This window comes from Serratia sp. (in: enterobacteria) (assembly GCF_051654945.1).
Lineage (GTDB): Bacteria > Pseudomonadota > Gammaproteobacteria > Enterobacterales > Enterobacteriaceae > Chania.
Genome location: NZ_JBOFZA010000091.1, coordinates 126,187 through 151,873, shown reverse-complemented (window position 1 = coordinate 151,873; position 25,687 = coordinate 126,187). Strand labels below are relative to the sequence as shown.

The following is a 25,687-nucleotide window of genomic DNA, read 5'->3' as shown; positions in this document are numbered from 1 at the left end:
CCGATCGGGCGCTAGAACAGGCCTTTTTCCTGCTTGAGCGTGGCTATCGCTTTGCGGTAGCCCATCTCCAGGCTTTCACGGCTGGTGGCAGTGACTTCCAGATCGTGCAGACGACCGTCCTGGATGCCGTAGACCCAACCGTGGATCATTACTTTCTGGCCGCGTTTCCAGGCGGACTGCATGATGGTTGAGTGGCCCAGGTTATACACCTGCTCAATCACGTTAATCTCGCACAACACATCCAGGCGTTGTTCCGGTTCCAGCTCGCCGAGCAGTGAGCTGTGCTTGTACCACAGATCGCGAATGTGCAGCAGCCAGTTGTTAATCAGCCCCAGTTCCGGGTTCTCCACCGCCGCTTCAACACCACCGCAGCCCAGGTGGCCACAGATGATGATATGTTCCACCTCTAGCACGTCGACGGCATATTGCACCACGGACAGGCAGTTCAAATCGGTATGGATCACCAGGTTGGCGACGTTACGGTGAACGAACAGCTCACCCGGCTCCAGGCCGGTCAGGCGTTCGGCGGGGACGCGACTGTCTGAGCAGCCGATCCATAAGAATCGCGGTTTTTGCGCTTGAGCCAAACGTTCAAAAAAGCCGGGATCTTCCTGGTTGATGTTAGCGGACCAGGCTTGGTTATTGGCGATAAGCCTTTCGATTTCTTTCATGGCGGTTATTGGCCTGTTATGAACGAATTGCGTTGATGTAATATATGGCAAGCGTCACAATTTGGAAATCGGAACAGTTAAGCAATTTTCTGCCCCTATAGATTTGCGCACGGATTCGACTCAGTCGTCGGCCTGCTGATGGTAAACTCCTTCTTAAAAAGCACAGCAGCCAACTCCATCACAAGGTACTCTCACAACTTATGAATTACGCACTGGAAATAGCGCAGCTGACCAAAACCTACGCCGGTGGCGTCAAGGCATTGCGCGGTATCGATCTGAACGTGGAGGCGGGGGACTTTTATGCCCTGCTGGGGCCGAACGGCGCCGGGAAATCCACCACCATCGGCATTATCAGTTCGCTGGTCAACAAGTCCTCGGGCACCGTGCGGGTGTTTGGTTACGATATCGATAAAGATATCGTCAACGCCAAACGTCAGCTCGGGCTGGTGCCGCAGGAGTTCAACTTTAACCCGTTTGAGACCGTGTTACAGATTGTGGTCAACCAGGCCGGTTACTACGGCGTTGAACGCCGTGAGGCGATGGCACGGGCAGAGAAGTACCTCAACCAGCTCGATCTGTGGGGGAAACGCAATGAGCGGGCGCGTATGCTGTCCGGCGGCATGAAACGCCGCCTGATGATTGCCCGTGCGCTGATGCATCAGCCTAAACTGCTGATCCTCGATGAACCGACCGCCGGGGTGGATATCGAGCTGCGTCGCTCGATGTGGGGCTTCCTCAAAGAGCTGAATGCCCAAGGCACCACCATCATTCTGACCACCCACTATCTGGAAGAGGCTGAAATGCTGTGCCGCAATATCGGCATCATCCAGAACGGTGAGCTGGTCGAAAATACCTCGATGAAGGGGCTGTTGGCCAAGCTGAAGTCCGAAACCTTCATCCTCGATCTGGCGGCGAAAAGTCCATTGCCAAAACTGGAGGGTTACATCAGTCGTTTGACGGATACCTCCACGCTGGAAGTGGAAGTGATGCGGGAGCAAGGGCTGAACGGCCTGTTTACCCAACTGAGTGCGCAGGGGATCCAGGTCCTGAGTATGCGTAACAAGGCCAACCGGCTGGAAGAGCTGTTCGTTAACCTGGTGAACGGCAACGGAGAACAAGCATGATGCATCTGTATTGGGTGGCCTTGAAAAGCATCTGGGCCAAAGAGATCAACCGCTTTGCCCGCATCTGGATCCAGACGCTGGTACCGCCAGTGATCACCATGACCCTGTATTTCATCATCTTTGGCAACCTGATTGGTTCGCGCATTGGTGAGATGCACGGTTTTGATTATATGCAGTTTATCGTGCCCGGCCTGATCATGATGGCGGTGATCACCAACTCCTACGCCAACGTGGCGGCGTCGTTCTTCAGCGCCAAATTCCAGCGTAATATCGAAGAACTGCTGGTGGCACCGGTGCCGACTCACGTGGTCATTGCTGGCTATGTTGGCGGTGGCGTGGCACGGGGTATCTGCGTGGGCATCCTGGTCACGGTGATCTCGCTGTTCTTCGTTCCCCTGGTAGTTCATTCCTGGTGGGTGATCGCGGTGACGCTGTTGTTGACGGCGATCCTGTTCTCGCTGGGCGGTTTGCTCAATGCCGTGTTTGCCAACACCTTTGACGATATCAGCCTGATCCCGACCTTTGTGCTGACGCCGCTGACCTATCTGGGCGGGGTATTTTACTCGCTGACGCTGTTACCGCCGTTCTGGCAGGCGGTGTCCAAACTCAACCCGATCGTCTATATGATCAGCGGCTTCCGCTTCGGCTTCCTGGGCATTTCCGACGTGCCGTTAGCGCTGACCATGCTGGTACTGGTGGCGTTTATTGCAGTGTTCTACGCGCTGGCCTGGTATCTGATTGAGCGTGGCCGCGGCTTGCGTTCCTGATGCCTTCCCCTCACCCTAACCCTCTCCCACAGGGAGAGGGGACCGATCGAGCTTGTTGATGTTTCTGCGTGCGACCTTTACGCCGACTTCCCGAAGTAGCACAGGCTAACCAAGCGCTCTGGCCAGCTCCCTCTCACTAAAGGAGAGGGTTGGGGTGAGGGACTAAAATTGCGGTAATAAGCCCTTTCTCCCGGCGATTTAAATTGTGCTATGCTGGCGTTCCACATTTTCTTCATTATTCCATTACGCACTCGTAAGCAGAACAAACCATGCAGCCTCAACATAAGATTGCAGCAGGGCTACTCGGCATAGTTATGTCGTTGTTGGCACCGGCAGCGTTGGCGGATTTGCTGTCAGAAGACAGCGCGGTTCAAGCCGAATACATGGAAGTGCAGCGTAACAGCGAAGTCTATTCGCTAATCGGTGAACATGTTATTCCGGTGGGCGAAGTGAAAAAGGGGCAGCTGATCCAGATGTTCCCGGCAGATGCGGAATACTATGAGCTGAAGTTTGGCTACGGCACCGGCTTTATCGATAAAGACGACGTTCGCACCATCAGCAAGACCCGTAAGGTGAAGGACGATCTGGGGGATTTGAACAAGCCGCTGACCAATCAGAATCTGATCACCCAGCGTGCGATTAACGTCTACACGGCGGCCGATAACAAAAGCGAAATCTTTGGCGTGCTGGAAGAGAACCTGCGCTATCCGATTATCGGCAAGCTGAAAGATCGGCTGAATAACACCTGGTATGAGGTCAATATCGGTGATCGTCTGGGATTTGTCAGCGATCTGGACTGTGAGATCGATAACGGCATCCCGGTGCTGACCTATCATCATCTGCTGAAAAATGAAGAAAATAAACGCTTCCGTAATACCTCGACGACCACCTCGGACGTGGCGTTCAGCAACCAGATGACCTACCTGAAACAGACGGGTTACGACACCATCTCGATGTACCAGTTGGAAGCCTACCTGAATAATCAGATCAACCTGCCGGGCAAAGTGGTGCTGCTGACCTTTGATGACGGGCTGAAATCGGTCTATCGCTATGCGTATCCGGTGCTGAAGGATTATGGTTTCCGCGCCACGGCGTTTATCATCTCTTCTCGCATTAAGCGTCATCCGCAGAAATGGAACCCGGACTCGCTACAGTTTATGAGCATTTCGGAGCTGAAAGAGATCCAGGATGTGTTTGATATTCAGTCGCACACCCATTTCCTGCATCGCACCGATGGCAACCGTCGGCCGATCCTGCTCAGCCGTTCGTTGCATAATATCGAATTTGATTTTGAGCACTCGAGACGCGCGCTGGGGCAGTTTAATCCGCATGTGCTTTACCTTTCCTATCCGTTTGGCGGCTATAACCAGAAGGCGATCCAGGCGGCAAAAGATGCCGGACTGCATTTGGCCGTGACCACTGTGCAGGGGAAAGTGAAACCGGGTGATAACCCTTATACCTTGAAGCGGCTGTATATCCTGCGTACCGATTCCATTCCGACCATGGCGGAACGGATAGCCAATAAATCTGGCTCGTTACCGGGTGTGGCGGTGACTGAATAGAGACAATTCGGTCATTTCCCCTCATCCCAACCCTCTCCCCAAAAAGGAGAGGGAGCTAGTTCGGTGCTGTGATCAGGCTTAGACGCTTATCTGTAACAGGGCTGTCGAAGACGAGCACCGTTATTAAATTGTGGCACATTCGGTCCCCTCTCCCTTTGGGAGAGGGTTAGGGTGAGGGGGTCAGGCCACCTGAACGGGCACGGCTTTTGCCTTGCGTTGCAGCTGGTTTTCGCCTTCGAAGTAGGCCACTTTCGGATGGTGCTGGCGGGCATCGGCATCGCTCATCTGTACGTAAGAACAGATGATCAGTTTGTCGCCTACGCAGGCACAGCGGGCGGCAGCACCGTTGACCGAGATTATGCGCGAACCGCGTTCGGCGGCGATGGCATAGGTGGAGAAACGTTGGCCGTTATCCACGTTATAAATATCGATCGCTTCATATTCCAGGATCCCGGCGGCTTCCAGGAAGTCCTGGTCAATGGCGCAGGAACCTTCATAGTGCAGGTCAGCCTGAGTCACTTTCACCCGATGCAGCTTGCCTTGCAACATAGTACGTATCATAGCGTTACCTAACTGAATATCGGCCTTTTCAGGCGGCTGAGTAAGAGCTGCATCCTTGCAATAATAATCATCACCGAAAACCCGATTAGTCTACCGCCAACCGGGTAAAAACGGCAACGACTGTACAACAAATGACTTACTGTGTCAGATCGACCTGCTGATTATCGATCAGGCGGGCTTTGCCCAACCAGGCGGCCATCAGCACCACGGCACGGCGGCTTTCTACACTCAGCGGTTGCAGCGTGTCTGCATCGCGAATAAACAGCTCGTCCGGGGTGAAACCTGCCGCTTGCAGTTTCTCGGCCGTTTGCGTCAGCAATTCTTCGATCTGGCGCTCGCCGTTGGCAAGCTGCTCCGCCAAAGCATTCATGATTTTATTCAGTTGCGGCGCGATCTTGCGTTCTTCTGCGGTCAGATAACCGTTGCGGGAGCTAAGTGCCAGCCCGTCTTTAGCTCGCACCGTCGGTACGCCAACGATATCAATGTCATAGCCCATATCCGCCACCATTTTGCGGATCAATGCCAACTGCTGATAATCCTTCTCACCAAAGCAGGCCAGATCCGGTTGGATCAGGTTAAACAGTTTGCTGACGATAGTGGAGACACCGCGGAAGTGGCCCGGGCGGCTGGCGCCTTCCAGCATGGTGGAGATCACCGGCACGTCGACGCTGGTGTGCTCATCCAGGCCTTTAGGATAAACTTCTGCCGGGGCAGGAGCGAAGACCAAATCCACATTGCGGCGATTCAGTTTCTCGCAGTCTTCCTGCAAGGTGCGTGGGTAGCGCTCCAGGTCGTCTGCGCGTTCGAACTGCAACGGGTTAACGAAAATGCTCACTACGACTACGTCGGCGCGGGCGCGGGCTTCTTCGACCAGCGTCATATGGCCTTCATGCAGATTGCCCATAGTGGGGACCAGCGCGACGCGTTTGCCTTCTTGCCGCCAGCGGCGGATCTGTTGGCGCAGCAGTGGCAGGGTTTCGATAATTACCATTCCATAACTCCTCGGTGTCTCCCTCGGTATTCAGGTAGTGAGGGATTATCAATCGTGGCCGATCGCTCAGTTGAACGAGTGCGCTTCGTCGGGATAAATGCCTTGCTCGACTTCCTGGATATACAGCTGTATGGCACTGCGGATATCCCCGCTTTGCGCCAGGAAGTTTTTGGCAAATTTAGGGGTATGGCCGCCGGTGATCCCCAGAGCGTCATGCATCACCAGTATCTGACCATCGGTGGCATTACCGGCGCCAATACCGATCACCGGGATCGACAAGGCTTCAGTGACCTGGCGTGCCAACTCGGTCGGTACGCATTCCAGCACCAGCAACTGCATACCGGCCAGTTCCAGATTCTGGGCGTCGATCAGCAATTGCTTGGCCGCCAACTCATCGCGGCCCTGCACCTTGTAGCCGCCAAATACGTTGACGGATTGTGGTGTGAGACCCAAATGACCGCACACGGGCACGGCGCGCTCCGCGAGCATTTTTACCGTATCGCACAGCCAACTGCCGCCTTCCAGTTTGACCATGTTGGCCCCGGCACGCATCAGCTCTGCCGAACTCTGGCAGGCAAGCTCAGGCGTGGCATAACTCATGAAAGGCAGATCGGCCAACAGCAGGCAGGCTGGTGCACCACGACGTACCGCGCGGGTGTGATAGGCCACGTCGGCAACGGTGACAGGGAGCGTTGAGTCATGCCCTTGTAGCGTCATTCCCAACGAGTCTCCGACCAGCAGTACTTTAATACCTTGTTCTTCAAACAACTGGGCAAAGCTGGCATCGTAGGCGGTAATAGTCGCAAACTTGCGTTGTTCCTGTTTCCACTGGCGTAAATGGCTCACGGTGGTGGGTTTCATGACAACCTCTCCTGGAATGACCGCGCAGTCTGAAGCTGTAGCACGGAGGTAAAAAGTGCTGTCATTCTACTGTAACCCTTCGGGGGTGGGTAGCTCCGATGCTGATGGTTAAGATGTTCTTAAGAAGCCTGTGATTTAATGGGCGTCCTAAAGGGAGTGCACATGAGAATTCTGTTGATTGAAGACGACAAACTGATCGGCGATGGCATCAAGGCGGGCTTGACCAAGCTGGGGTTTAACCTCGATTGGTTCACCGATGGCATCGTCGGTAAGAACGCCCTGGACAGCGCGCCTTATGATGCGGTGATCCTCGATCTCAGCCTGCCGGGGTTGGACGGGTTGGATTTGTTACGTCAGTGGCGTCAGGCCGGGCAGGATGTGCCGGTGTTGATCCTGACCGCGCGTGATGCGTTGGAACAGCGCGTCAGTGGCTTGCAGAGCGGTGCCGATGACTACCTGTGCAAACCCTTTGCTTTGACAGAAGTCGCCGCACGTTTACAGGCGTTGATCCGCCGCCGCCACGGCCAGTTGACGCCTCAACTGGTGCATGGCAACGTGGTGTTTGATGCCGCATCCCGTAGCGTGAGCTGTGGCGGTGAGCCCGTCACGTTGACCCCGCGTGAGCTGGCGGTGCTGGAACTGTTTTTGCACAACAAGGGACGCGTGCTGGCACGGCCATTGATCCAGGAGAAATTGTATAACTGGGACGATGACGTAAGCAGTAACGCGGTGGAGGTACATATCCATCATCTGCGGCGCAAGCTGGGTAACGGCTTTATCCGTACCGTACATGGCGTGGGCTACACGCTGGGAGATGAGCCGTGAGGCAGTTGAGTTTACGGTTGCGGCTGATCCTGATCTTCAGCCTGCTGGCATTGCTGACCTGGTGCTCCGCCAGCGTGGTGGCGTGGATGATGACGCGCCACAATATCAACGAAGTGTTCGACACCCAGCAAATGCTGTTTGCCAAGCGGCTGGCGACTACCGATCTGGGGGATTTGCTGGCTAATCAGCAGGCGCGCAGCCTGCCGAAAACCAAGAAGATGCTCGACCACGGTAAACGCGGTGAGCAGGAAGATGATGCGTTGGCGTTCGCCATTTTTTCCCACGATGGGCGCATGCTGCTCAATGACGGTGAGAACGGTGAAGATTTTTTGTTTGACGGTGAACGGCAAGGCTTTGTCGACGGTAAACGCAAAGGGGACAGCGACAATTGGCGGCTGGTATGGCTGAGCAGCCCGGATGGGCGCTATCGCATCGTGGTCGGTCAGGAGTGGGACTATCGCCACGATATGGCGCTGGGGATGGTCACCGGGCAGTTGGTGCCATGGTTGATTACGTTGCCCATTTTAATGTTGTTGATCGCCCTGATGGTGGGGCGGGAGCTAAAACCGCTGCGCGAAGTCGCCGCAAGCCTACGCCAACGAGCTCCAGACGACGCTACGCCCCTCAATACCCGGCAGGTACCCAGTGAGGTGCGTCCATTGGTGGACGCGCTGAATACGCTGTTTACGCGCATTAACAGCCTGTTGGTACGTGAGCGGCGATTCACTTCGGATGCCGCGCATGAGTTACGCAGCCCGTTGGCCGCACTGCGGGTCCAGACCGAGGTGGTGCAGCTGGCGGGGGACGATGTTCCGATGCGTGAGCATGCGGTGAACAACCTGACGGTGGGTATCGATCGCGCTACGCGGCTGGTGGATCAACTGCTCACCTTGTCCCGGCTGGATTCGCTTGCTGACCTGCACGACCTGACCCAGGTCGATTGGTGCCAACTGGTGCCGATGACCCTGGCAGAATTGGATCGACAGGCTCATACCTCTGGGATCACGCTGCATTATCAACAGCAGGGGGAGCCACCGGTGTTATCGGGCCAGCAACTGCTGCTATCGCTGTTGGTACGCAATCTGGTGGACAACGCGATACGTTATACACCAGCCGGTGGCTCGGTAACGGTCACGCTTGGCCAGCGGCAACTGACGGTGGAGGACGATGGCCCTGGCGTAACGGCTGAGCATTTGGGCAGGTTAGGGGAACGTTTCTATCGTCCGCCAGGGCAGGAGCAGACAGGGAGCGGGCTAGGTTTGTCCATTGTGCAGCGGATTGCCAGCCTGCACGGGCTGCGGGTGAGTTTTGCCAATCTGCCGGAAGGCGGATTTATCGCGACGGTAACGTTGTCAGGGCGGGGTATTCAGGCCTTGGGTTGATGCCACAGCGTCATGCCGTTTTTTGGCACGCGTTGCAGGCATTCCGCCAGGGTTTCGCCGTCTGGGAACACCAGGTCCGGAGCAATATCCGCCAGCGGGTAGAGCATGAATTCGCGCTGTTTCAGGCCGTAATGGGGCACGGTGAGACGATCGGTGTCGATCACACAATCGCCATACAGCATCATATCCAGATCCAGCGTGCGTGGGCCCCAGCGTTCATCTTTGCGCACTCGGCCCTGGTTACGTTCTATCGCCTGGGTGTGATCGAGCAACTGTTCCGGTGGCAACTGGGTATCCAGTGCCACCACCGCGTTGAGATAATCCGGCTGGTTCTGCGGCCCCAGCGGTTTGGTGCGGTACAGCGGTGAACAAACGATCAGACGGGTGCGAGGGATATGCTCCAACGCCTCCAGTGCAGTATTCACCTGTTGCAAAGGTTGCGCCAGATTGCTACCCAGCGCGATATAAACGCGGATCATTATGCCCCTTCGTTATTCGGCGTCCTGCGGCGTGGGCGGCGCTGACGTGCCCGACGCGGTGCCGGATCTTCGCCAAGCGTGCTCAACATGTTCTTCTGGCGAGCCGCGGTGGCGACCTGGAACTCATCCCACCATTCGGCAAGACGCAGCATTTCCGGGTTGTTTTCCACTTCGGCACGCAGTGCCAGCAAATCATACGCCGCACGGAATTTAGGATGTTCCATCAGCTTGTGCGCACGCTTGCCCTGACGACGGGACAGGCGTAACTGCAACTGCCAGATATCACGTACCAGTGTAGTGATTCGTTTAGGGATTGCCAGTGAGCGGCACTCTTCGTCCAGCACGTCGTTCATCGCCAGAGCAAAGGCATCGTAATAGGCCAGACCACTTTCCTGCGCCAGCTTCTGTGCATGCTCCAGCAGCGGGTACCACAGCATGGCGGAGAACAGGAACGCCGGGTTGACACGCTTATCGTTTTGCAGGCGGTGGTCGGTATTTTTCAGTACCTGCACCAGAATGCGTTCCATCGGCGTGTCGTGATTCGGCGTGAAGTTGCGCGCGATCAGTGGGAACAGCGGTTGGAACAGCTGGTATTCACACAGCTTCAGGTAAGTCTGATAACCGTAACCGGCTTGCAGCAGTTTCAGGGCTTCTTCAAACAGGCGCGCCGGCGGAATTTCGTGTAGCAACGAGGCCAGGCGTGGAATAGGCTCGGCGGTTTCTTCGCTGATGGTCATATCCAGTTTGGCGGCAAAGCGCACCGCGCGTAGCATCCGCACCGGATCTTCGCGGTAGCGGGTTTCCGGATCGCCGATCAGGCGGATCACGCCCTGTTGCAGATCGCGCATGCCACCGACGTAATCACGCAAGGCAAAGTCGGCCACGCCGTAATACAGGCTGTTGATGGTGAAATCGCGGCGTTGAGCATCGTCTTCGATAGTACCGAAGATGTTATCGCGCAGCAGCATGCCGTTCTGGGCCTGCTGGGAGGAGTTCTTGTCTGTTTCCGGGGTCTGTTCGTGATGGCCTCGGAAGGTGGCAACCTCAATGATTTCCGGCCCGAACATCACGTGCGCCAGCCTGAAACGGCGGCCTACCAGGCGGCAGTTGCGGAACAGTTTGCGTACCTGCTCTGGCGTCGCGTTGGTGGTAATGTCGAAATCTTTCGGCTTTTTGCCGAGCAACAGGTCGCGGACACCGCCGCCGACCAGATAGGCTTCATAGCCGGACTTGTTCAGGCGGTACAGCACCTTCAGCGCATTTTCGCTGATATCTTTGCGCGAGATCGAATGTTGGTCGCGGGGGATAACGGTCATTGAGCGCGTTCCCTCAGCGGCTGCAACTGGTGGGCGTTTACGCGGCGCCGGACGGCGGGCAGGAGCTTCCCTGCCGCTCTCGTGCGAGCGCGGTGGCGTGGTTGCTGACGGTTCTGCAGGCGCGCTTTCTTCGCGGACTTGGTTTTTATCGCTGGCCGGCGCATCTTCGCGGGTCAACTTGTCATCGCGGATTAGTACCTTACGGCAGAAATTGGCTACTCGGGTAAAAATGGTACACCTCGATAGTGACGGATAAAAATGGCGCTAACAAAAAAATAGCGGCTAATCATAGCTTACCCCAGCTGTTTTGAGAATGCCGTTGTGTTTTCACACGGCGGGATCGCTGGCTGACGCGGCACATTTGCTAACCGCCAATGCTCAACCGCCCAGCTCAATAATAATGGCAGATCAAGATCTTGCCAGTTTTCCGGCAGCGGTTGACGCAGAAACTTCAGGGCAGCAACCAGTACCGGCCGCGGGTCGCCAGCGGGTAGCGCAGGGGCATGATTTTGCTTCGACAGTTTAATGCCATTGTCTCCCAACGCCAGCGGCAAATGCACATAGGTTGGCACCGCGGCCTGTAATTGCTGGTACAACGCAATCTGGCGCACCGTGGGTTCGATCAAATCGGCACCGCGCACGATTTCGGTCACGCCTTGGAAATGATCGTCAATCACCACGGCCAGATTGTAGGCAAACAGGCCATCGCGGCGGCGAATGATGAAATCTTCCTGTGCCAGAGCCGGATCGGCCCGCAGCTCGCCTTGCAACCGATCTTGGAAGGCATAGACCGGATTTGATTGACGTAAGCGGATCGCGGCACCCTGTGGGCCAAGCCGTAGCTGGCGGCAGTGGCCATCATACAAACCGCCAATCTGCTGAATGCGGCTACGGGTACAGGTGCAGTAATAGCTCAGATCCTGGCGTTGCAGCCAATCAAGGGTCGCGCGGTAAGCTTCGGAGCGTTGGGATTGATAGATGACCTGGCCGTCCCAGTGGAGACCATAGTGTTCGAGTGCGGATAAGATACGCCCGGCTGCTCCGGCGACTTCGCGCGGAGGGTCGATATCTTCAATACGTACCAGCCATTGCCCGCGTTGAGCACGAGCCTGCAGGTAGCTTCCCAGAGCGGCAATCAGCGAACCGAAATGCAGATCCCCGGAAGGCGATGGGGCAAATCGCCCCACATAGTGACTTGCTAGCATATCAGAAGGGATAACTTCCCTTAACTCTATGCGGCGCGCGTTATTGGCACGCGCCGCAGGAGGTAACAACTGCTTTAGCCGGCCATCTGCTTTTCGCGGATTTCGGCCAACGTCTTGCAGTCGATGCACAAATCGGCAGTCGGACGCGCTTCAAGGCGACGAATGCCAATCTCCACGCCGCAAGACTCGCAGAAGCCGAAATCATCGTCCTCTACTTTCTTCAGCGTTTTCTCGATCTTTTTGATCAGTTTGCGCTCACGGTCACGGTTACGCAGTTCAAGGCTGAACTCTTCTTCCTGAGTGGCACGGTCTGCCGGATCAGGGAAGTTGGCTGCCTCTTCTTGCATATGCGACACGGTACGATCGACTTCGTCCCTGAGTTGGTTGCGCCATGCTTCAAGGATGCGCCTGAAATGCGTCAACTGGGCGTCGTTCATGTACTCTTCGCCCGGTTTCTCTTGATACGGCTCCACCCCAGCGATGGCGAGAATGCTCAAGGACGAGGTTTTACGGGTTTGCCCTTCTTGCATATTGCTTCTCCTACATACACACGCACTATACCCTTTAATGCTAGTAGGGTATGTCGAATCCCCAATACGGGGGAAAAACAGGCCGCTATAAATAACAGAAGGGAAGAGGGATGGCAATTATTCCTGTCGCCTGCTTGACAATGGTGTGAAGGAAGGCGTATTTGGCGAAGCAATGTCCGGTTGTCGATTTATTTGTGCCCGGCACCGCTAGCCGATAAAAAACGGTAATCTGCCGCTTAGCGAGATACCGTCAGGTGATAATTTTGCCCCATAACAAACCACTTCCACTCCCAACTGCTGAACCTGCGCTAGTAGTGCCGCATAATGCTGATCTATATGATTTGCCGGGGAAACACTGCCGATACCGCTGTGTAACACGGCAAACAACAGCACCGCCCGCTGCCCTTGTTCAACCACGTTTTGCAACTCACGCAGATGCTTTTGCCCTCTAAGCGTTACGGCATCAGGGAAGTAGCCCTGTTGATGTTGCAAGAGTGTGACCGACTTGATTTCAATATAGCAGTCAACCCGGTTTTCTGCCTGTAATAACAAATCGATACGGCTGTTTTCTCCGCCATACTTCACTTCGCCGCTGATTTTACTGTAACCGGATAATTCACTGATTATATTCTGTTCAATTGCCTCGCGAACCAAGGTGTTGGCACGCAGAGTGTTAACGCAGATCCAGTTGCCCGCCTGGGTATGGGTTAGCTCCCAACTGTGGGCATATTTGCGTTTGGCGTTATCCGAAGTGGAGTACCAAACGGTATCCCCCGGCGTCGCACAGCCGGTCATGGCGCCGGTGTTGGCACAGTGCAGGGTGAAGGTTTCGCCTTCCGGGGTGATCACATCGGCCAGAAAACGCTTGTAGCGCTTGATGAGCGTCGCTGGCTTGAGTGGTGGGTCAAAAATCATGGCTTATCCTGTGGGCCGAGGGGCCACTGCTCCAATTCGTGATAACGGGTGCGGCCCTGCTCAAACGACGATTGGTAGAGAGAGAAATGGCTGGCGTTGAATGGCCAACCCGGCGTAGTTGGAGGAATGGCGACCGGTTGCGTCGCGGCGCGTAATAGCGTGATATGGGGATGAAAAGGCATCGGGCTTTGATAGCAGCCGCTGCGGGCCGCTTGCGAACGCAGCAACTCCGCCAGTTGTAACAGCGCGCGCGGAGGGCGTTTGCTACCCAACCACACCACTCCAGGGCGTGGCCAGTGGCCAAGATCGTCCAGGTCCAGGTTAAATCCCGCCTGCGCAATACGCCCTGCCTGCGTTTTTAACGCTAATTCTTTTGGTGCGCTGACTTCGCCGAGAAAGGCCAACGTCAGATGCAGATTCGCAGCGGCCACCGGGCGGCCATCTTCGGGTTTAAACGCATCGGCACGCCAGCGGATCACCTGCTGCTGCAAGGCATCGGGTAGCGACAAGGCGAAAAACAGGCGGCGCGAACTGGACATGGAACCCCGGTACATGAATGAAAATCTGGGCGTAATGCTACAATGTGTGCCGTCCATTAACTACCCCATGGAGAGTTTTGTGTCCTCAATGCCCGTCAGCGCGGTTCTAGATGAGCTGCTTGCCGCACTGCAATCTGCCCCACAGGTGTTGCTACATGCCCCGACCGGTGCCGGTAAATCTACCTGGCTACCGTTGCAGATCCTGGCCAAAGCCGGGCTGGCGGGGCGTATCATCATGCTGGAGCCAAGGCGACTGGCAGCAAAAAACGTCGCGTATCGGCTGGCACAACAGTTGGGTGAAGAACCGGGCCAGACCGTGGGTTACCGGATGCGTGCCGAGAGCAAAAGCGGACCACAAACGCGACTGGAGGTGGTGACCGAGGGGATCCTCACCCGTATGTTGCAGCAGGACGCCGAACTACAGGGCGTTTCGCTGATTATTCTTGATGAATTTCACGAACGCAGCCTACAGGCCGATCTGGCTCTGGCCCTGCTGTTGGATGTGCAACAAGGGCTGCGCGACGATCTGAAACTGCTGATCATGTCGGCGACGCTGGATAATGCGCGCCTGTCTCAATTGCTGCCGCAGGCACCGGTAGTGGTGTCGGAAGGGCGCAGCTACCCGGTCGATCGCCAATACCAGCCGCTGCCAAGCCACCAGCGGCTGGAGGATGGCGTGGCCTCGGCGGTGAAGCGCCTGCTATCTGAGCAATCAGGCTCGCTGCTGCTCTTCCTGCCCGGCGTGGCGGAGATAAACCGCGTGCAGGAAAGGCTCATTGGTGAGGTACCTGCAGATACCGATCTCTGTCCGCTGTATGGGGCATTGCCGTTGGCGCAGCAGCAAAAGGCGATCCAACCGGCACCGCAGGGGCGGCGCAAAGTGGTGCTGGCGACCAATATTGCCGAAACCAGTTTGACCATTGAAGGTATCCGTCTGGTGGTCGATAGCGGGCTGGAGCGCGTGGCGCGTTATGAAGTACGCAATGGCCTGACACGGTTGGTGACTCAGCGCATCAGCCAGGCTTCGATGATCCAACGGGCAGGACGTGCCGGGCGTTTGGAGCCGGGAATTTGCTGGCATCTGTTTGCCAAAGAGCAGGCTGAACGCGCAACGGAACATGCCGAGCCGGAGATCCTGCAAAGCGATTTGGCCAGTTTCTGGCTGGAGCTGCTGCAATGGGGCTGCGTGGACGCCGGGCAACTGACCTGGCTCGATCGGCCTCCGATGGCGGCATTGGCTGCCGCCCGCCGTTTATTGCACACCCTGGCCGCTATTGATGACGGTGAGAAGCTCACCGCCATTGGCCGCCAAATGGCTGGATTAGGCTGCGATCCCAGACTGGCGGCCATGCTGTGTGCCGGAGCCAGGATGGGGGCCGACGGATTAGCCACGGCGGCGATGTTGGCCGCCTTGCTGGAAGAACCTCCCCGCAGCGGGCAGATGGATATCAGCTATTGGTTGAGTCGCCCTCAACCGCATTGGCAGCGCCGGGCAGGTCAGTTGAGCAGGCGTTTACCGCAAAAAAGCGGGCAGATAGATATCGATCTGGCTGCTCCTCTGTTGGCGCAGGCCTTTGCCGATCGTATCGCCCAGCGGCGTGGGCAGGATGGCCGCTATCTGTTGGCCAATGGTCTGGGGGCGGCGATGGATCAGGACGAAGCCCTTTCCAGAGCGCCCTGGTTGATTATCCCCAGCCTGTTGCAAGGCCATAACAGCCCGGATGCGCGAATTCTGCTGGCGTTACCGATCGAGATTGACGCGCTGGTGGCAAGGCTACCGGAGATTGTCAGCAGCCAGACCGCCGTTGAGTGGGATGAAGAGAAGGGCTCCTTGCGAGCCTGGAAGCGCCAGCAGATTGGCCGCTTGACGTTGCGTGCCCAGCCGCTGGCCAAACCGGCGGAGGAGGAGCTGCAACAGGCTCTGATAAACTGGGTGCGCGCTCAGGGGTTGGCGGTGCTGAGTTGGGACACTGCCGCCGAGCAGTTGCGCCTGCGTTTACACTGTGCCCAGCGTTGGTTGCCAGAGGCCGCCTGGCCGCCGGTGGACGACGAAACGTTACTCGACACCCTGGAAAGCTGGTTGTTGCCGTCGTTGAGTGGCGTGCGCGATCTGCGTGGCTTAAAGCAGGTGAATATCGCCGAAGCACTGGCCCGCCGGTTGGACTGGCAGCAAAAGCAGCGGCTGGATAATGCGTTGCCCACTCATTATGCTGTACCGACCGGTAGCCGCTTGCCGATCCGTTACGACGCCGATAAACCACCGGCATTGGCAGTGCGTTTACAGGAAATGTTTGGTGAACAACGTAGCCCAACGTTGGCAGAGGGTCGCATCCCGGTGGTGCTTGAGTTACTCTCTCCGGCGCACCGGCCATTGCAGATCACCGGCGATCTGGCCGCCTTCTGGCAAGGGGCGTACCGCGAGGTGCAAAAGGAAATGAAGGGGCGTTATCCCAAACACGTATGGCCAGACGATCCGGCCAATACCGCCCCCACCAGACGCACCAAGAAATACCAGTAATGAATTCAGATGTTTCTTCTGTTCAGCCAGATGGCTTAGGGACAGATTAAGCGACAAAATAACGGACCCGTCGTCTTTCAAGCTGCAGCGTTGTTACCTGCACTATCTCACCCCAGTCACTTGCCCAAAAGTAAGTTCCTGGGGATGAGATAGTTTGTCGCCTAGCCGCAGCTTGAAATCCATAGGGTATAAATTGCAGCAAGCGTGGAGAAGAACCGCAATGGCTGGTGATGACCGCGAGCCCATCGGGCGCAAAGGCAAACAACCAAAACGTAATGTGCCGCGCAAACCGGCGCGTCGTCAACGTGATGACGATTATGAAGAAGAAGACTATCAGGATGAGTATGACGATGATGAGTACGATGACGACGAAGAGGAACAGCGCATGCCGCCAAAGGTAAAAGCGAAGTCGCCCCGTAAAAAGCGCCGTTGGCTTGGCCTGCTGATCAAACTGTTGCTGGTGATTGCCGTGTTGCTGGCAATCTACGGCGTATACCTGGACTCCCAGATCCGCAGCCGCATTGATGGCAAGGTCTGGCAGCTACCGGCGGCGGTGTATGGCCGCATGGTCAACCTTGAACCGGGTATGCCGTACAGCAAAAAGGAAATGATCGCCTTGCTGGAAGGGATGCAATATCGCCAGGTCAGCCGCATGACCCGGCCTGGGGAGTTTACCGTGCAGGCTAACAGCATCGAGATGCTGCGCCGCCCGTTTGATTTCCCGGATGGTAAAGAAGGCCAGATCCATGCCCGCCTCGATTTCCAGAACAATGGACTGGCGAAGATCGTCAACATGGAAAATCAGCGTAACTTTGGCTTTTTCCGCCTCGATCCGCGTCTGATCACCATGCTGCAATCGCCGAATGGCGAGCAACGCCTGTTTGTACCGCGTTCTGGTTTCCCGGATCTGCTGGTCGACACGCTAATCGCCACCGAAGACCGTCACTTTTACGAGCATGATGGCATCAGCCCTTACTCCATCGGCCGTGCGGTGCTGGCTAACCTGACCGCCGGGCGTGCGGTGCAGGGCGGCAGTACCCTGACTCAGCAACTGGTAAAAAACCTGTTCCTGACCAACGAGCGTTCGCTGTGGCGTAAGGCTAACGAAGCCTACATGGCCTTGTTGGTGGATTACCGTTATAGCAAAGACCGTATTCTGGAGCTGTATCTGAACGAAGTGTATCTCGGCCAGAGCGGCAGCGATCAGATCCGTGGCTTCCCGTTGGCCAGCCTGTACTACTTTGGCCGCCCGGTCGATGAACTGAGTCTCGATCAGCAGGCGCTGTTGGTGGGCATGGTGAAGGGAGCTTCGCTGTATAACCCTTGGCGTAATCCAAAGCTGGCGCTGGAACGCCGTAACCTGGTGCTCAAGCTGTTGCAGAACCAGGGCGTGATCGATGCTGAGCTGTATAACATGCTGAGTGCTCGCCCGCTGGGCGTCCAGCCGAAAGGCGGGGTGATTTCACCACAGCCGGCGTTTATGCAGTTGGTGCGCCAGGAGTTGCAGGCCAAGCTGGGCGACAAGGTGAATGACCTGTCCGGCGTGAAGATCTTCACCACGCTGGATCCGGTTTCGCAAGATGCGGCCGAAAAGGCGGTGGAAGACGGTATTCCTGCGCTACGTGCCGCGCGCCATCTGAACGATCTGGAAGCGGCGATGGTGATTGTCGATCGCTTTACCGGGGAAGTTCGTGCCATGGTGGGCGGGGCTAATCCGCAGTTTGCCGGCTTCAACCGTGCAATGCAGGCGCGCCGTCTGGTGGGATCCTTGGCCAAGCCGCCAACCTATCTGACCGCGCTGTCGGAACCGGATAAGTATCGGCTCAATACCTGGCTGGCCGATCAGCCGCTGTCGATCAAACTGTCTAATGGCACTTCGTGGCAGCCGAACAACTACGATCGTCAGTTCCGTGGCCGGGTGATGCTGATGGATGCGTTAGCCAACTCGCTCAACGTGCCAACGGTTAACCTGGGGATGTCGGTGGGGTTGGATCAGATCAGCGCTACCCTGCAAAAGTTGGGTATTCCTAAATCGGCGATCACTCCAGTGCCTTCCATGTTGCTGGGGGCCATCGGCCTGACGCCGATGGAAGTGGCACAGGAATATCAGACCATCGCCAGCGGGGGCAACCGTGCGCCACTGTCTGCGGTGCGTTCGGTGATTGCCGAAGACGGCTCGGCGCTGTATCAGAGCTTCCCACAGGCGGAGCGTATGGTGCCTGCACAGGCGGCTTACCTGACGCTGTATGCGATGCAGCAGGGCGTGGCGCGCGGGACCTCCCGTTCGCTGTCAGTCAAATTCCCCAACTACAATCTGGCGGCGAAGACCGGTACCACCAACGATCTGCGTGACAGCTGGTTTGCCGGCATCGACGGCAAGGAAGTGGCGATTGCCTGGGTAGGCCGTGACAATAACGGCCCGGCCAAGCTGACCGGTGCCAACGGTGCCTTGACGCTGTATCGCCGCTATCTGGAAAACCAGACGCCGCTGGTGCTCAAGCTGCAGCAACCGGAAGGTATTAGCCAGATGGGCATTGATTCCGCCGGCAACTTTATCTGTGGTGGCAGCAGTTGGCGCACGATCCCGGTCTGGACGGAAAACCCGCAAGGGCTATGTCAGGCCAGCCAGGCAGCGCAGCAGCAAACTGAGCAGCAGCAACCCGGCGAACAGAAAGATGCCGACGGCGTAGCTGGCTGGATAAAAGATATGTTTGGCAAATAAATCCCAATCGTAATGTTAAGCATATTTATCATTTTATTTTAATGTGTTACCAGGCCCGCAGCGTTCTGTTGCGGGCTTCCTTCTATTTACCGTTTATTTTATTTCCATGCGGTTAATGCGGCTACTGCGCCAATCCCACAGGTTTTTTCCGGCTGAAATACGCTTGCAGTTCCGATCGCCTTCTGCATAAAATGCCGCGCTTATAATAATTATTCTCGTTCACATTCGTTATCAATCCACATCAGAGAAACCAGACATGCCGACCAAGCGTCATTCCTCAACACCGGCCACACCAGGCTTGTTCTCCGTTAGCGTATTGGCTGCCACCATCGCGGCGACGCTAACTTTGCCTGCGGTTGCGGCTCAGACTACAGCTGCAGATGCTGATACCATTACGGTGGTTGGGGGCGGTAGCGGCGGTGCTCGTCAGGAAAGCGCATGGGGCCCGGTTGGCACCATCGTGGCGAAACGTAGCGCTACCGGTACCAAGACGGATACGCCGCTGGTGAAGACTCCGCAATCGGTGTCAGTGGTTACGCGTGAACAGATGGATATGATGCAGCCTTCCTCGGTGAAAGAAGCGTTAGGCTTCACCCCTGGTGTGATGGTGGGTAGCCGCGGCAGCTCTAACGTCTATGATGCGGTTTATATTCGTGGCTTTGGCTCGGTTAACCAGAATATCTATCTGGACGGTTTAAAGCTGCAGGGCGATTATTTTAACGAAGCGGTGATTGATCCTTACTTCCTGGAGCGTGCAGAGGTTTTACGTGGGCCTTCTTCCGTGCTGTACGGAAAAAGCAGCCCGGGTGGGATTGTCTCGCTGATCAGCAAGCGCCCTACGACGGAACCGCTGAAGGAAATCCAGTTCAAAATGGGGACAGACAATCTGTTCCAGACAGGCTTTGATTTCAGCAATGCGCTTGATGATGACGGTAAGTATTCATTCCGTCTGACCGGGTTGGCGAAAGACGCCGACGCTCAGCAGGAGATGGCCAAGGAAAAACGCTATGCCATTGCGCCTTCATTCAGTTGGCAGCCCGATGAGCATACTAACCTGACGCTGTATTCTTACCTGCAAAACGATCCTAACCTTGGCTACTACGGCTGGTTGCCGATGCAAGGCACGGTGCAAAACGCGCCATATGGCAAACTGCCAACCAATTTCAATGAAGGCGAAAAGAGTAACTTCTATTCGCGCCAGACGCGCATGTTTGGCTACAGCTTCTCCCATGATTTCGATGATACCTGGACCGTACGCCAGAACCTGCGTTATATGCAGTTGCATACCAACCAGAACAATATCTATGGTACCGGCGTCAACGCCGACAATATCACTCTGAACCGTAACTATATTGCATCAGATGAGCGCCTGAATAACTTCAGCGTCGATACCCAGGGCCAGGCCAAGTTTGCTACTGACCGAGTGGATCATACGTTGTTGGCTGGCGTAGATTTTATGCGTATGAGTAACGACATCCAGGGGGGCTGGGGCGTAGCAAGCCCGCTGGATCTGGCTAATCCGCAGTTCGGAAATTATACCAAAGGGACGTTAAACCCAACCAGTAAGGTCAATGGGCAACAGCAGGTGGGGATTTACCTGCAAGAGCAGGCCGAGTGGAACCAGTGGATCCTGACTGCCGGTACGCGTTATGACTGGGCTAAGAGCACCGTTGAAGATCGTACCGATACGGCCACAGTGCCTTACAGCGAGCAGAAAGATCACCAGTCAACCAATCGCATCGGCCTGAACTATCTGTTCGACAATGGCATTTCCCCTTACGTCAGCTATGCGCAGTCTTTCGAACCGAACGTGGGGGCGGGTTATAACGGCAAGGCCTTCGTACCTTCCAAAGGTGAACAGTATGAAGCTGGCGTGAAGTACATGCCGAAAGACAAGCCTGTCTCTGCGACCATTGCCATCTATCAACTGACCAAGTCCAATAACCTGGTGACGGATGTTGAGCACGCCGACAAAGGTTGGTTCCAGCAACAAACTGGCGAGATCCGCTCTCGCGGCGTAGAGCTGGAAGGTAAGGCGGCACTGACGGCTAACGTCAACCTCCTCGCGTCCTATACCTATACCGACGCTGAATACACCGAAGACACCACCAACCAAGGCAATACGCCAGCGATTATTCCTAAGCATATGGCCTCGCTGTGGGGGGATTATACCTTCCATGAAACCGCGTTGAGTGGCCTGACGCTGGGCGCGGGCGTGCGCTATACCGGCTCAACCTATGGTGATGAAGCCAACACCTTCAAAGTGCCGGACTATACCGTGTGGAATACCGTGCTGAAATATGATTTGGCACGCTTCAATCTGCCGGGCTCTTCCGTCGCGCTGAACGTCAACAACCTGTTTGATAAAGAGTACGTGTCCAGCTGCTTTGCGACCTATGGCTGTTTCTGGGGTGCAGAACGTCAAGTGGTCGCCACGGCAACCTTCAGTTTCTAATCGGCTAACGGGGGCGACTTTTGGTCGCCCTCTGCCAAGCAGGGCCTATGCAGGATAAACACCTTAATCGCGATGCTACGTTCCAGCTCGACGGCGTGAGCTTTGCCGTTCCAGGGCGGGTGCTGTTACAGCCGCTGTCATTGACGTTTCCCCAAGGCAAAGTGTGTGGGCTGATCGGCCATAATGGCTCCGGCAAATCCACGTTGCTGAAAATCCTCGGCCGCCATCAAAATCCTACCGCCGGTCAGGCACTGCTTAATGGGCAACCGCTGGGCCAATGGGACAGCAAAGCCTTTGCTCGCCAAGTGGCCTACCTGCCGCAGCAATTGCCCGCAGCGGAAGGGATGACGGTGCGTGAACTGGTCGCTATTGGCCGTTACCCCTGGCACGGCGCATTAGGCCGCTTCAAGGTGGGCGACCGCGAATTGGTGGAAGAGGCGATCGGTCTGGTGGGGCTGAAGCCTTTTGCCAACCGCTTGGTTGACAGCCTCTCCGGTGGTGAGCGTCAGCGGGCCTGGCTGGCGATGATGGTTGCGCAGGATAGCCGCTGTCTGCTGCTGGATGAACCGACCTCGGCACTGGATATTGCCCATCAGGTTGAAGTGTTGGCCTTGATCCAACGCCTGAGCCATGAACGCGGCTTGACGGTGATTGCGGTACTGCATGACATCAACATGGCGGCTCGTTACTGCGATCATCTGGTGGCGTTACGCGGTGGTGAAATGATTGCCCAGGGGTCATCGCTTGAGCTGATGCAAGGGCCGGTGCTGGAACAAATCTACGGTATTCCGATGGGCATCCTGCCGCATCCGAGTGGCGGTGCACCCGTGAGCTTCGTTTATTAATGCCTACCTCTGCCGATTTTCATCATGACCCGCTGCGCCGACGTTTATTAACGGCGCTGGCATTATCGCCACTGCTGTTCTCTTTACCGTCGCGTGCGACAGGTTTGCCCGATATTACCCGTATCGCGGCGTTGGAATGGTTACCTGTCGAGCTGTTGATCGCACTGGGCGTGATGCCCCTGGCGGTTGCCGATATTCGTAACTACAACCTGTGGGTACAAGACCCTCGGCTGCCGGACTCGGTGATCGACGTGGGCCAACGAACCGAACCCAATCTGGAACTGCTGCAACAGCTCAAGCCGTCGCTGCTCCTGCTTTCCAAAGGCTATGGCCCTTCACCGCAAAAACTGCAACCGATCGGCCCGACCATGGAGTTTGGTTTTAACGATGGTAGTGGTAAACCACTCACCGTCGGCAAAAACTCGCTGCAGCAGTTGGCACAGCGAATAGGGCTGGAAGCACGGGCTAGCCAGCATCTGCAACAGTTTGATGCTTTCATGGTGGAGGCGCGTAACCGTCTGGCGGGGTATCGGCAACAGCCGCTGCTGCTGTTTTCCTTGCTCGATCCTCGGCACGTGTTGGTGATTGGTCAGAAGAGCCTGTTTCAGGAAGTGATGGATCAGCTAGGCATCGAGAATGCCTGGCAGGGAGAAACCAACTTCTGGGGCACCTCGGTGGTAGGGATCGAACGTCTGGCGTCGATAACAAATGCCCGGGCGATTTATCTCGATCACGGCAATCAGGCGATGATGGATAAAGTCAGCCAGACGCCGCTGTGGCAGGCCTTACCGTTTATCCGCCAAGGACAACTGCGGCAGATGCCTGCGGTGTGGTTCTACGGTGCCACGCTGTCGGCCATGCGCTTTTGCCGTTTGCTGGAGCAGGCGCAGGAGGCCCGTTCATGAGCCCACGCCTGCGTATCTTGCCGATAGCGTTGATTATGTTATTGCTGGCCGTGGCGAGTGGCCTGACGCTATTCAACCTGCTGCATCAACTGCCGTGGGATCAGTGGTCACAGGGGTTGTTACGGCCCGATATCGACAATGTCGATCAGATGCTGTTCCACTACAGCCTGTTGCCACGCCTGTCGGTGTCGTTGTTGGTGGGCGCAGGACTAGGATTGGTTGGCGTGCTGTTCCAGCAGGTATTACGCAATCCGCTGGCGGAGCCCGCTACGCTCGGCGTTGCTGCCGGAGCCCAGCTAGGGCTGACGATTGCCACGCTGTGGATGCTGCCAGGGGGCGAATTGACCCGACAGTTGGCGGCGATGGCTGGTGCCATTGTGGTCGGTGGGCTGGTGTTTGGCGTTGCCTGGGGCAAACGGATGTCGCCCGTTACGCTGATTTTGGCGGGGCTGGTGCTTGGTTTGTACTGCGGCGCGGTCAATAGCCTGCTGGCGCTGTTCAATTACGATCAACTGCAAGGCCTGTTTCTGTGGAGTACCGGTGCGCTAAATCAGCAGGATTGGGCGACGGTGCAGTCTATCCTGCCACGCTTGCTGATAGTTGCCGTGCTGGCTGCGTTATTGATCCGGCCATTAACGTTGTTAGGGCTGGATGATGGCGTGGCGCGCAATCTGGGCCTTGGCCTGGCGATGTCACGCTTTGCCGCGTTGGCGCTGGCGATCGTATTCAGCGCCATGTTGGTTAATGCGGTCGGCGTGATCGGTTTTATCGGCTTGTTTGCCCCATTGATGGCCAAGATGCTGGGAGCCCGCCGTCTGGCGCACCGCATGATGCTGGCCCCGCTATTGGGGGCATTGCTGCTGTGGTTGACCGATCAGGTGATGATCTGGCTGACGCTGTTCTGGCGTGAAATCCCGACCGGTGCTGCCACGGCCCTGTTTGGTGCACCGTTATTGCTATGGCTGCTCCCACGCCTGCGCAGCAGCGCCACCCCACCGCCCATGGATCTGGGTGATAAAGTGCCTGTCGAACGAGGCAACTTGTCGATTTGGGTGCTGCTGGGGAGCGTCATATTATTGGCTGGGATTACGGTGGCGCTGATGTTTGGCCAAAACGCCCACGGCTGGCACTGGAGCGTAGGCAGTGAATTGCAGGCGTTGATGCCTTGGCGCTGGCCACGAGTCGTTTCTGCCCTGGCGGCTGGGATGATGCTGGCGGTAGCCGGTACCCTGATCCAGAAGTTGACCGGCAACCCGATGTCCAGCCCGGAAGTGTTAGGCATCAGCTCCGGTGCGGCCTTCGGTGTGGTGGTGATGCTGTTTATCGTACCCGGTGATGCCTTTGTGTGGCTGCTGCCCGCCGGGAGCCTTGGGGCCGCGGCAACGCTGTTGATCATCATGATGGCGGCAGGGCGCGGCGGATTCTCTACCGAGCGCATGTTGCTGGCGGGTATCGCTCTCAGTACCGCTTTCACTACGACCATTTTCCTGCTGCTGGCCAGTGGCGATCCCCGTATGGGCGGGTTATTGGTGTGGATCTCAGGCTCTACCTATTCGGTGGATGCGCCGCAGGCAATACGTACGGCGGTGATTGCCGGTGTGTTGATCATGTTGGCACCGCTGTGTCGGCGTTGGCTGACGATCCTGCCGTTAGGCGGTGCAACAGCACGTTCAGTAGGGATCGCACTGACGCCGACGCGGTTGACCATTTTGCTGCTGGCGGCGACGCTGACGGCAATGGCAACGCTGACCGTCGGGCCGCTGAGCTTTATCGGCCTGATGGCACCACACATGGCCCGCATGTTGGGGTTCCGTAGGGCGCTGCCGCAGATGGTGATTGCTGCGCTGCTAGGCGGTCTGCTGATGGTGTTTGCCGACTGGTGTGGCCGGATGGTGATGTTCCCTTACCAAATCCCTGCGGGGCTGCTGGCGACCTTTATTGGCGCACCGTACTTCGTCTACCTGCTGCGTAAGCAGACGTCGTAGACAATCTCGGGTTAGCAGCGTTGCCATCAAGGGCTCAGCATTGCTGGGCCCTTGGTTCTTCAGGCCGTTGCAACGCATTGCGTGGCAGTACGCAAAGTGGGTAATTGGCTGTAAAACGGCCGCTAATCGGGCTGATGAGATGAATATACTGCGGGTGGGTGCTCTGGATCTTTGTATCTGGAGCCGCGGCAAAAGGTACAAAGAGAAAAGCCCCGAGTCGATAACATCAACCCGAGGCCAACTCTAACGCTCGACAACGTTAGGTTAGCTTCTTATCTGCCGAGAGGCAAGGAGAAGGAGGCACCATGCCGAGTAAATGGAATGTCGTAAAACTGGTCGTTATCTGTACCACGGTGATCCTGTTGGTATGGATAACGCGCAGCAAACTTTGTGAGCTGCGTATTCGATCGGGCAACACGGAGGTTGCGGCCATTTTGGCTTACGAATCCGAACGGTAAGGCAACCCAACGGCGGGGGCCTGCTCCCGCCTGTTGGTTGTTGGCGTCCAGATCTATGAGCACCCTTCTAT

22 protein-coding genes are annotated in these 25,687 nt (G+C 56.5%); 12 read left to right on the top strand and 10 right to left on the bottom strand.

From position 1 onward, the window contains the following. Positions 1-11: 11 nt before the first annotated feature. Positions 12-671: a carbonate dehydratase gene (gene can / locus ACRDCA_RS21580; RefSeq protein ID WP_429616853.1), complete on the bottom strand. Its 660-nt coding sequence runs from the start codon at positions 669-671 to the stop codon at positions 12-14. A gap of 200 nt (positions 672-871) precedes the next feature. Here can and ACRDCA_RS21575 point away from each other — a divergent pair, with 200 nt between their 5' ends. From ACRDCA_RS21575 to ACRDCA_RS21565, 3 genes are all read left to right on the top strand, one after another. Then, entirely contained in the window at positions 872-1,795 is a 924-nt protein-coding gene (locus ACRDCA_RS21575) for an ABC transporter ATP-binding protein (protein WP_438691358.1), read from the top strand. After that, positions 1,792-2,562 (top strand): ABC transporter permease, encoded by a 771-nt coding sequence (locus ACRDCA_RS21570; protein ID WP_025123049.1) that lies wholly within the window; start codon positions 1,792-1,794, stop codon positions 2,560-2,562. Before ACRDCA_RS21575 ends, ACRDCA_RS21570 begins: the two co-directional genes overlap by 4 nt. A 269-nt stretch (positions 2,563-2,831) precedes the next feature. Then, a complete protein-coding gene (locus tag ACRDCA_RS21565; RefSeq protein WP_438691357.1) occupies positions 2,832-4,124 on the top strand; it encodes a polysaccharide deacetylase family protein in 1,293 nt (430 codons plus the stop codon). Positions 4,125-4,304: 180 nt separating this feature from the next. Here the strand turns inward: ACRDCA_RS21565 and panD are convergent, their stop codons facing one another. The 3 genes from panD to panB form a co-directional block, all read right to left on the bottom strand. After that, complete coding sequence (panD, locus tag ACRDCA_RS21560; protein ID WP_025123051.1) at positions 4,305-4,685, bottom strand: aspartate 1-decarboxylase; 381 nt, start codon at positions 4,683-4,685, stop codon at positions 4,305-4,307. A gap of 136 nt (positions 4,686-4,821) precedes the next feature. Beyond that, the gene (gene panC, locus ACRDCA_RS21555; RefSeq protein WP_438691356.1) at positions 4,822-5,676 is read right to left on the bottom strand and encodes a pantoate--beta-alanine ligase; all 855 of its coding nucleotides are present in this window, start codon (positions 5,674-5,676) and stop codon (positions 4,822-4,824) included. 66 nt (positions 5,677-5,742) lie between these two features. Further along, positions 5,743-6,537, bottom strand: a complete 795-nt coding sequence (gene panB, locus ACRDCA_RS21550; protein ID WP_438691355.1) for a 3-methyl-2-oxobutanoate hydroxymethyltransferase — start codon at positions 6,535-6,537, stop codon at positions 5,743-5,745. Positions 6,538-6,699: 162 nt separating this feature from the next. Here panB and qseB point away from each other — a divergent pair, with 162 nt between their 5' ends. Both qseB and qseC read left to right on the top strand, forming a co-directional pair. Further along, complete coding sequence (gene qseB, locus ACRDCA_RS21545; RefSeq protein ID WP_025123054.1) at positions 6,700-7,362, top strand: quorum sensing response regulator transcription factor QseB; 663 nt, start codon at positions 6,700-6,702, stop codon at positions 7,360-7,362. Continuing rightward, entirely contained in the window at positions 7,359-8,744 is a 1,386-nt protein-coding gene (gene qseC, locus ACRDCA_RS21540; RefSeq protein ID WP_438691354.1) for a quorum sensing histidine kinase QseC, read from the top strand. The genes qseB and qseC overlap by 4 nt, the downstream gene beginning before the upstream one ends. On the opposite strand, the gene folK is transcribed toward qseC, so the two are convergent. From folK to thpR, 6 genes are all read right to left on the bottom strand, one after another. Next, on the bottom strand, positions 8,729-9,223 hold the full coding sequence (folK, locus tag ACRDCA_RS21535) for a 2-amino-4-hydroxy-6-hydroxymethyldihydropteridine diphosphokinase (RefSeq protein ID WP_438691353.1): 495 nt from the start codon (positions 9,221-9,223) through the stop codon (positions 8,729-8,731). The genes qseC and folK overlap by 16 nt on opposite strands. Continuing rightward, positions 9,223-10,539, bottom strand: coding sequence for a polynucleotide adenylyltransferase PcnB (gene pcnB / locus ACRDCA_RS21530; protein WP_438691352.1), 1,317 nt, complete (start codon positions 10,537-10,539; stop codon positions 9,223-9,225). Before pcnB ends, folK begins: the two co-directional genes overlap by 1 nt. A 293-nt stretch (positions 10,540-10,832) precedes the next feature. Then, positions 10,833-11,744 carry a tRNA glutamyl-Q(34) synthetase GluQRS gene (gluQRS, locus tag ACRDCA_RS21525; RefSeq protein ID WP_438691351.1) on the bottom strand — a complete coding sequence of 304 codons (912 nt, stop codon included), beginning with the start codon at positions 11,742-11,744 and terminating at the stop codon, positions 10,833-10,835. A gap of 74 nt (positions 11,745-11,818) precedes the next feature. Beyond that, complete coding sequence (dksA, locus tag ACRDCA_RS21520; RefSeq protein WP_021179742.1) at positions 11,819-12,274, bottom strand: RNA polymerase-binding protein DksA; 456 nt, start codon at positions 12,272-12,274, stop codon at positions 11,819-11,821. Positions 12,275-12,481: 207 nt separating this feature from the next. Then, positions 12,482-13,189: a DNA/RNA nuclease SfsA gene (sfsA, locus tag ACRDCA_RS21515; protein ID WP_438691350.1), complete on the bottom strand. Its 708-nt coding sequence runs from the start codon at positions 13,187-13,189 to the stop codon at positions 12,482-12,484. Next, the gene (thpR, locus tag ACRDCA_RS21510; RefSeq protein WP_438691349.1) at positions 13,186-13,728 is read right to left on the bottom strand and encodes an RNA 2',3'-cyclic phosphodiesterase; all 543 of its coding nucleotides are present in this window, start codon (positions 13,726-13,728) and stop codon (positions 13,186-13,188) included. Before thpR ends, sfsA begins: the two co-directional genes overlap by 4 nt. Positions 13,729-13,816: 88 nt before the next feature. Here thpR and hrpB point away from each other — a divergent pair, with 88 nt between their 5' ends. The 7 genes from hrpB (at position 13,817) to ACRDCA_RS21475 (ending at position 25,616) form a co-directional block, all read left to right on the top strand. Then, the gene (gene hrpB, locus ACRDCA_RS21505) at positions 13,817-16,246 is read left to right on the top strand and encodes an ATP-dependent helicase HrpB (protein ID WP_438691567.1); all 2,430 of its coding nucleotides are present in this window, start codon (positions 13,817-13,819) and stop codon (positions 16,244-16,246) included. 220 nt (positions 16,247-16,466) lie between these two features. Beyond that, on the top strand, positions 16,467-18,968 hold the full coding sequence (gene mrcB, locus ACRDCA_RS21500; protein ID WP_438691348.1) for a bifunctional glycosyl transferase/transpeptidase: 2,502 nt from the start codon (positions 16,467-16,469) through the stop codon (positions 18,966-18,968). Between the two features lie 256 nt (positions 18,969-19,224). Then, positions 19,225-21,423, top strand: a complete 2,199-nt coding sequence (fhuA, locus tag ACRDCA_RS21495) for a ferrichrome porin FhuA (protein WP_438691347.1) — start codon at positions 19,225-19,227, stop codon at positions 21,421-21,423. 47 nt (positions 21,424-21,470) lie between these two features. Continuing rightward, positions 21,471-22,268 (top strand): Fe3+-hydroxamate ABC transporter ATP-binding protein FhuC, encoded by a 798-nt coding sequence (gene fhuC, locus ACRDCA_RS21490; RefSeq protein ID WP_438691346.1) that lies wholly within the window; start codon positions 21,471-21,473, stop codon positions 22,266-22,268. Then, positions 22,268-23,173: a Fe(3+)-hydroxamate ABC transporter substrate-binding protein FhuD gene (gene fhuD, locus ACRDCA_RS21485; RefSeq protein ID WP_438691345.1), complete on the top strand. Its 906-nt coding sequence runs from the start codon at positions 22,268-22,270 to the stop codon at positions 23,171-23,173. The genes fhuC and fhuD overlap by 1 nt, the downstream gene beginning before the upstream one ends. Further along, entirely contained in the window at positions 23,170-25,158 is a 1,989-nt protein-coding gene (gene fhuB, locus ACRDCA_RS21480) for a Fe(3+)-hydroxamate ABC transporter permease FhuB (RefSeq protein ID WP_438691344.1), read from the top strand. Before fhuD ends, fhuB begins: the two co-directional genes overlap by 4 nt. Before the next feature lie 305 nt (positions 25,159-25,463). Further along, the gene (locus tag ACRDCA_RS21475; protein WP_438691343.1) at positions 25,464-25,616 is read left to right on the top strand and encodes a Hok/Gef family protein; all 153 of its coding nucleotides are present in this window, start codon (positions 25,464-25,466) and stop codon (positions 25,614-25,616) included. The last annotated feature ends 71 nt before the right edge of the window (positions 25,617-25,687 follow it).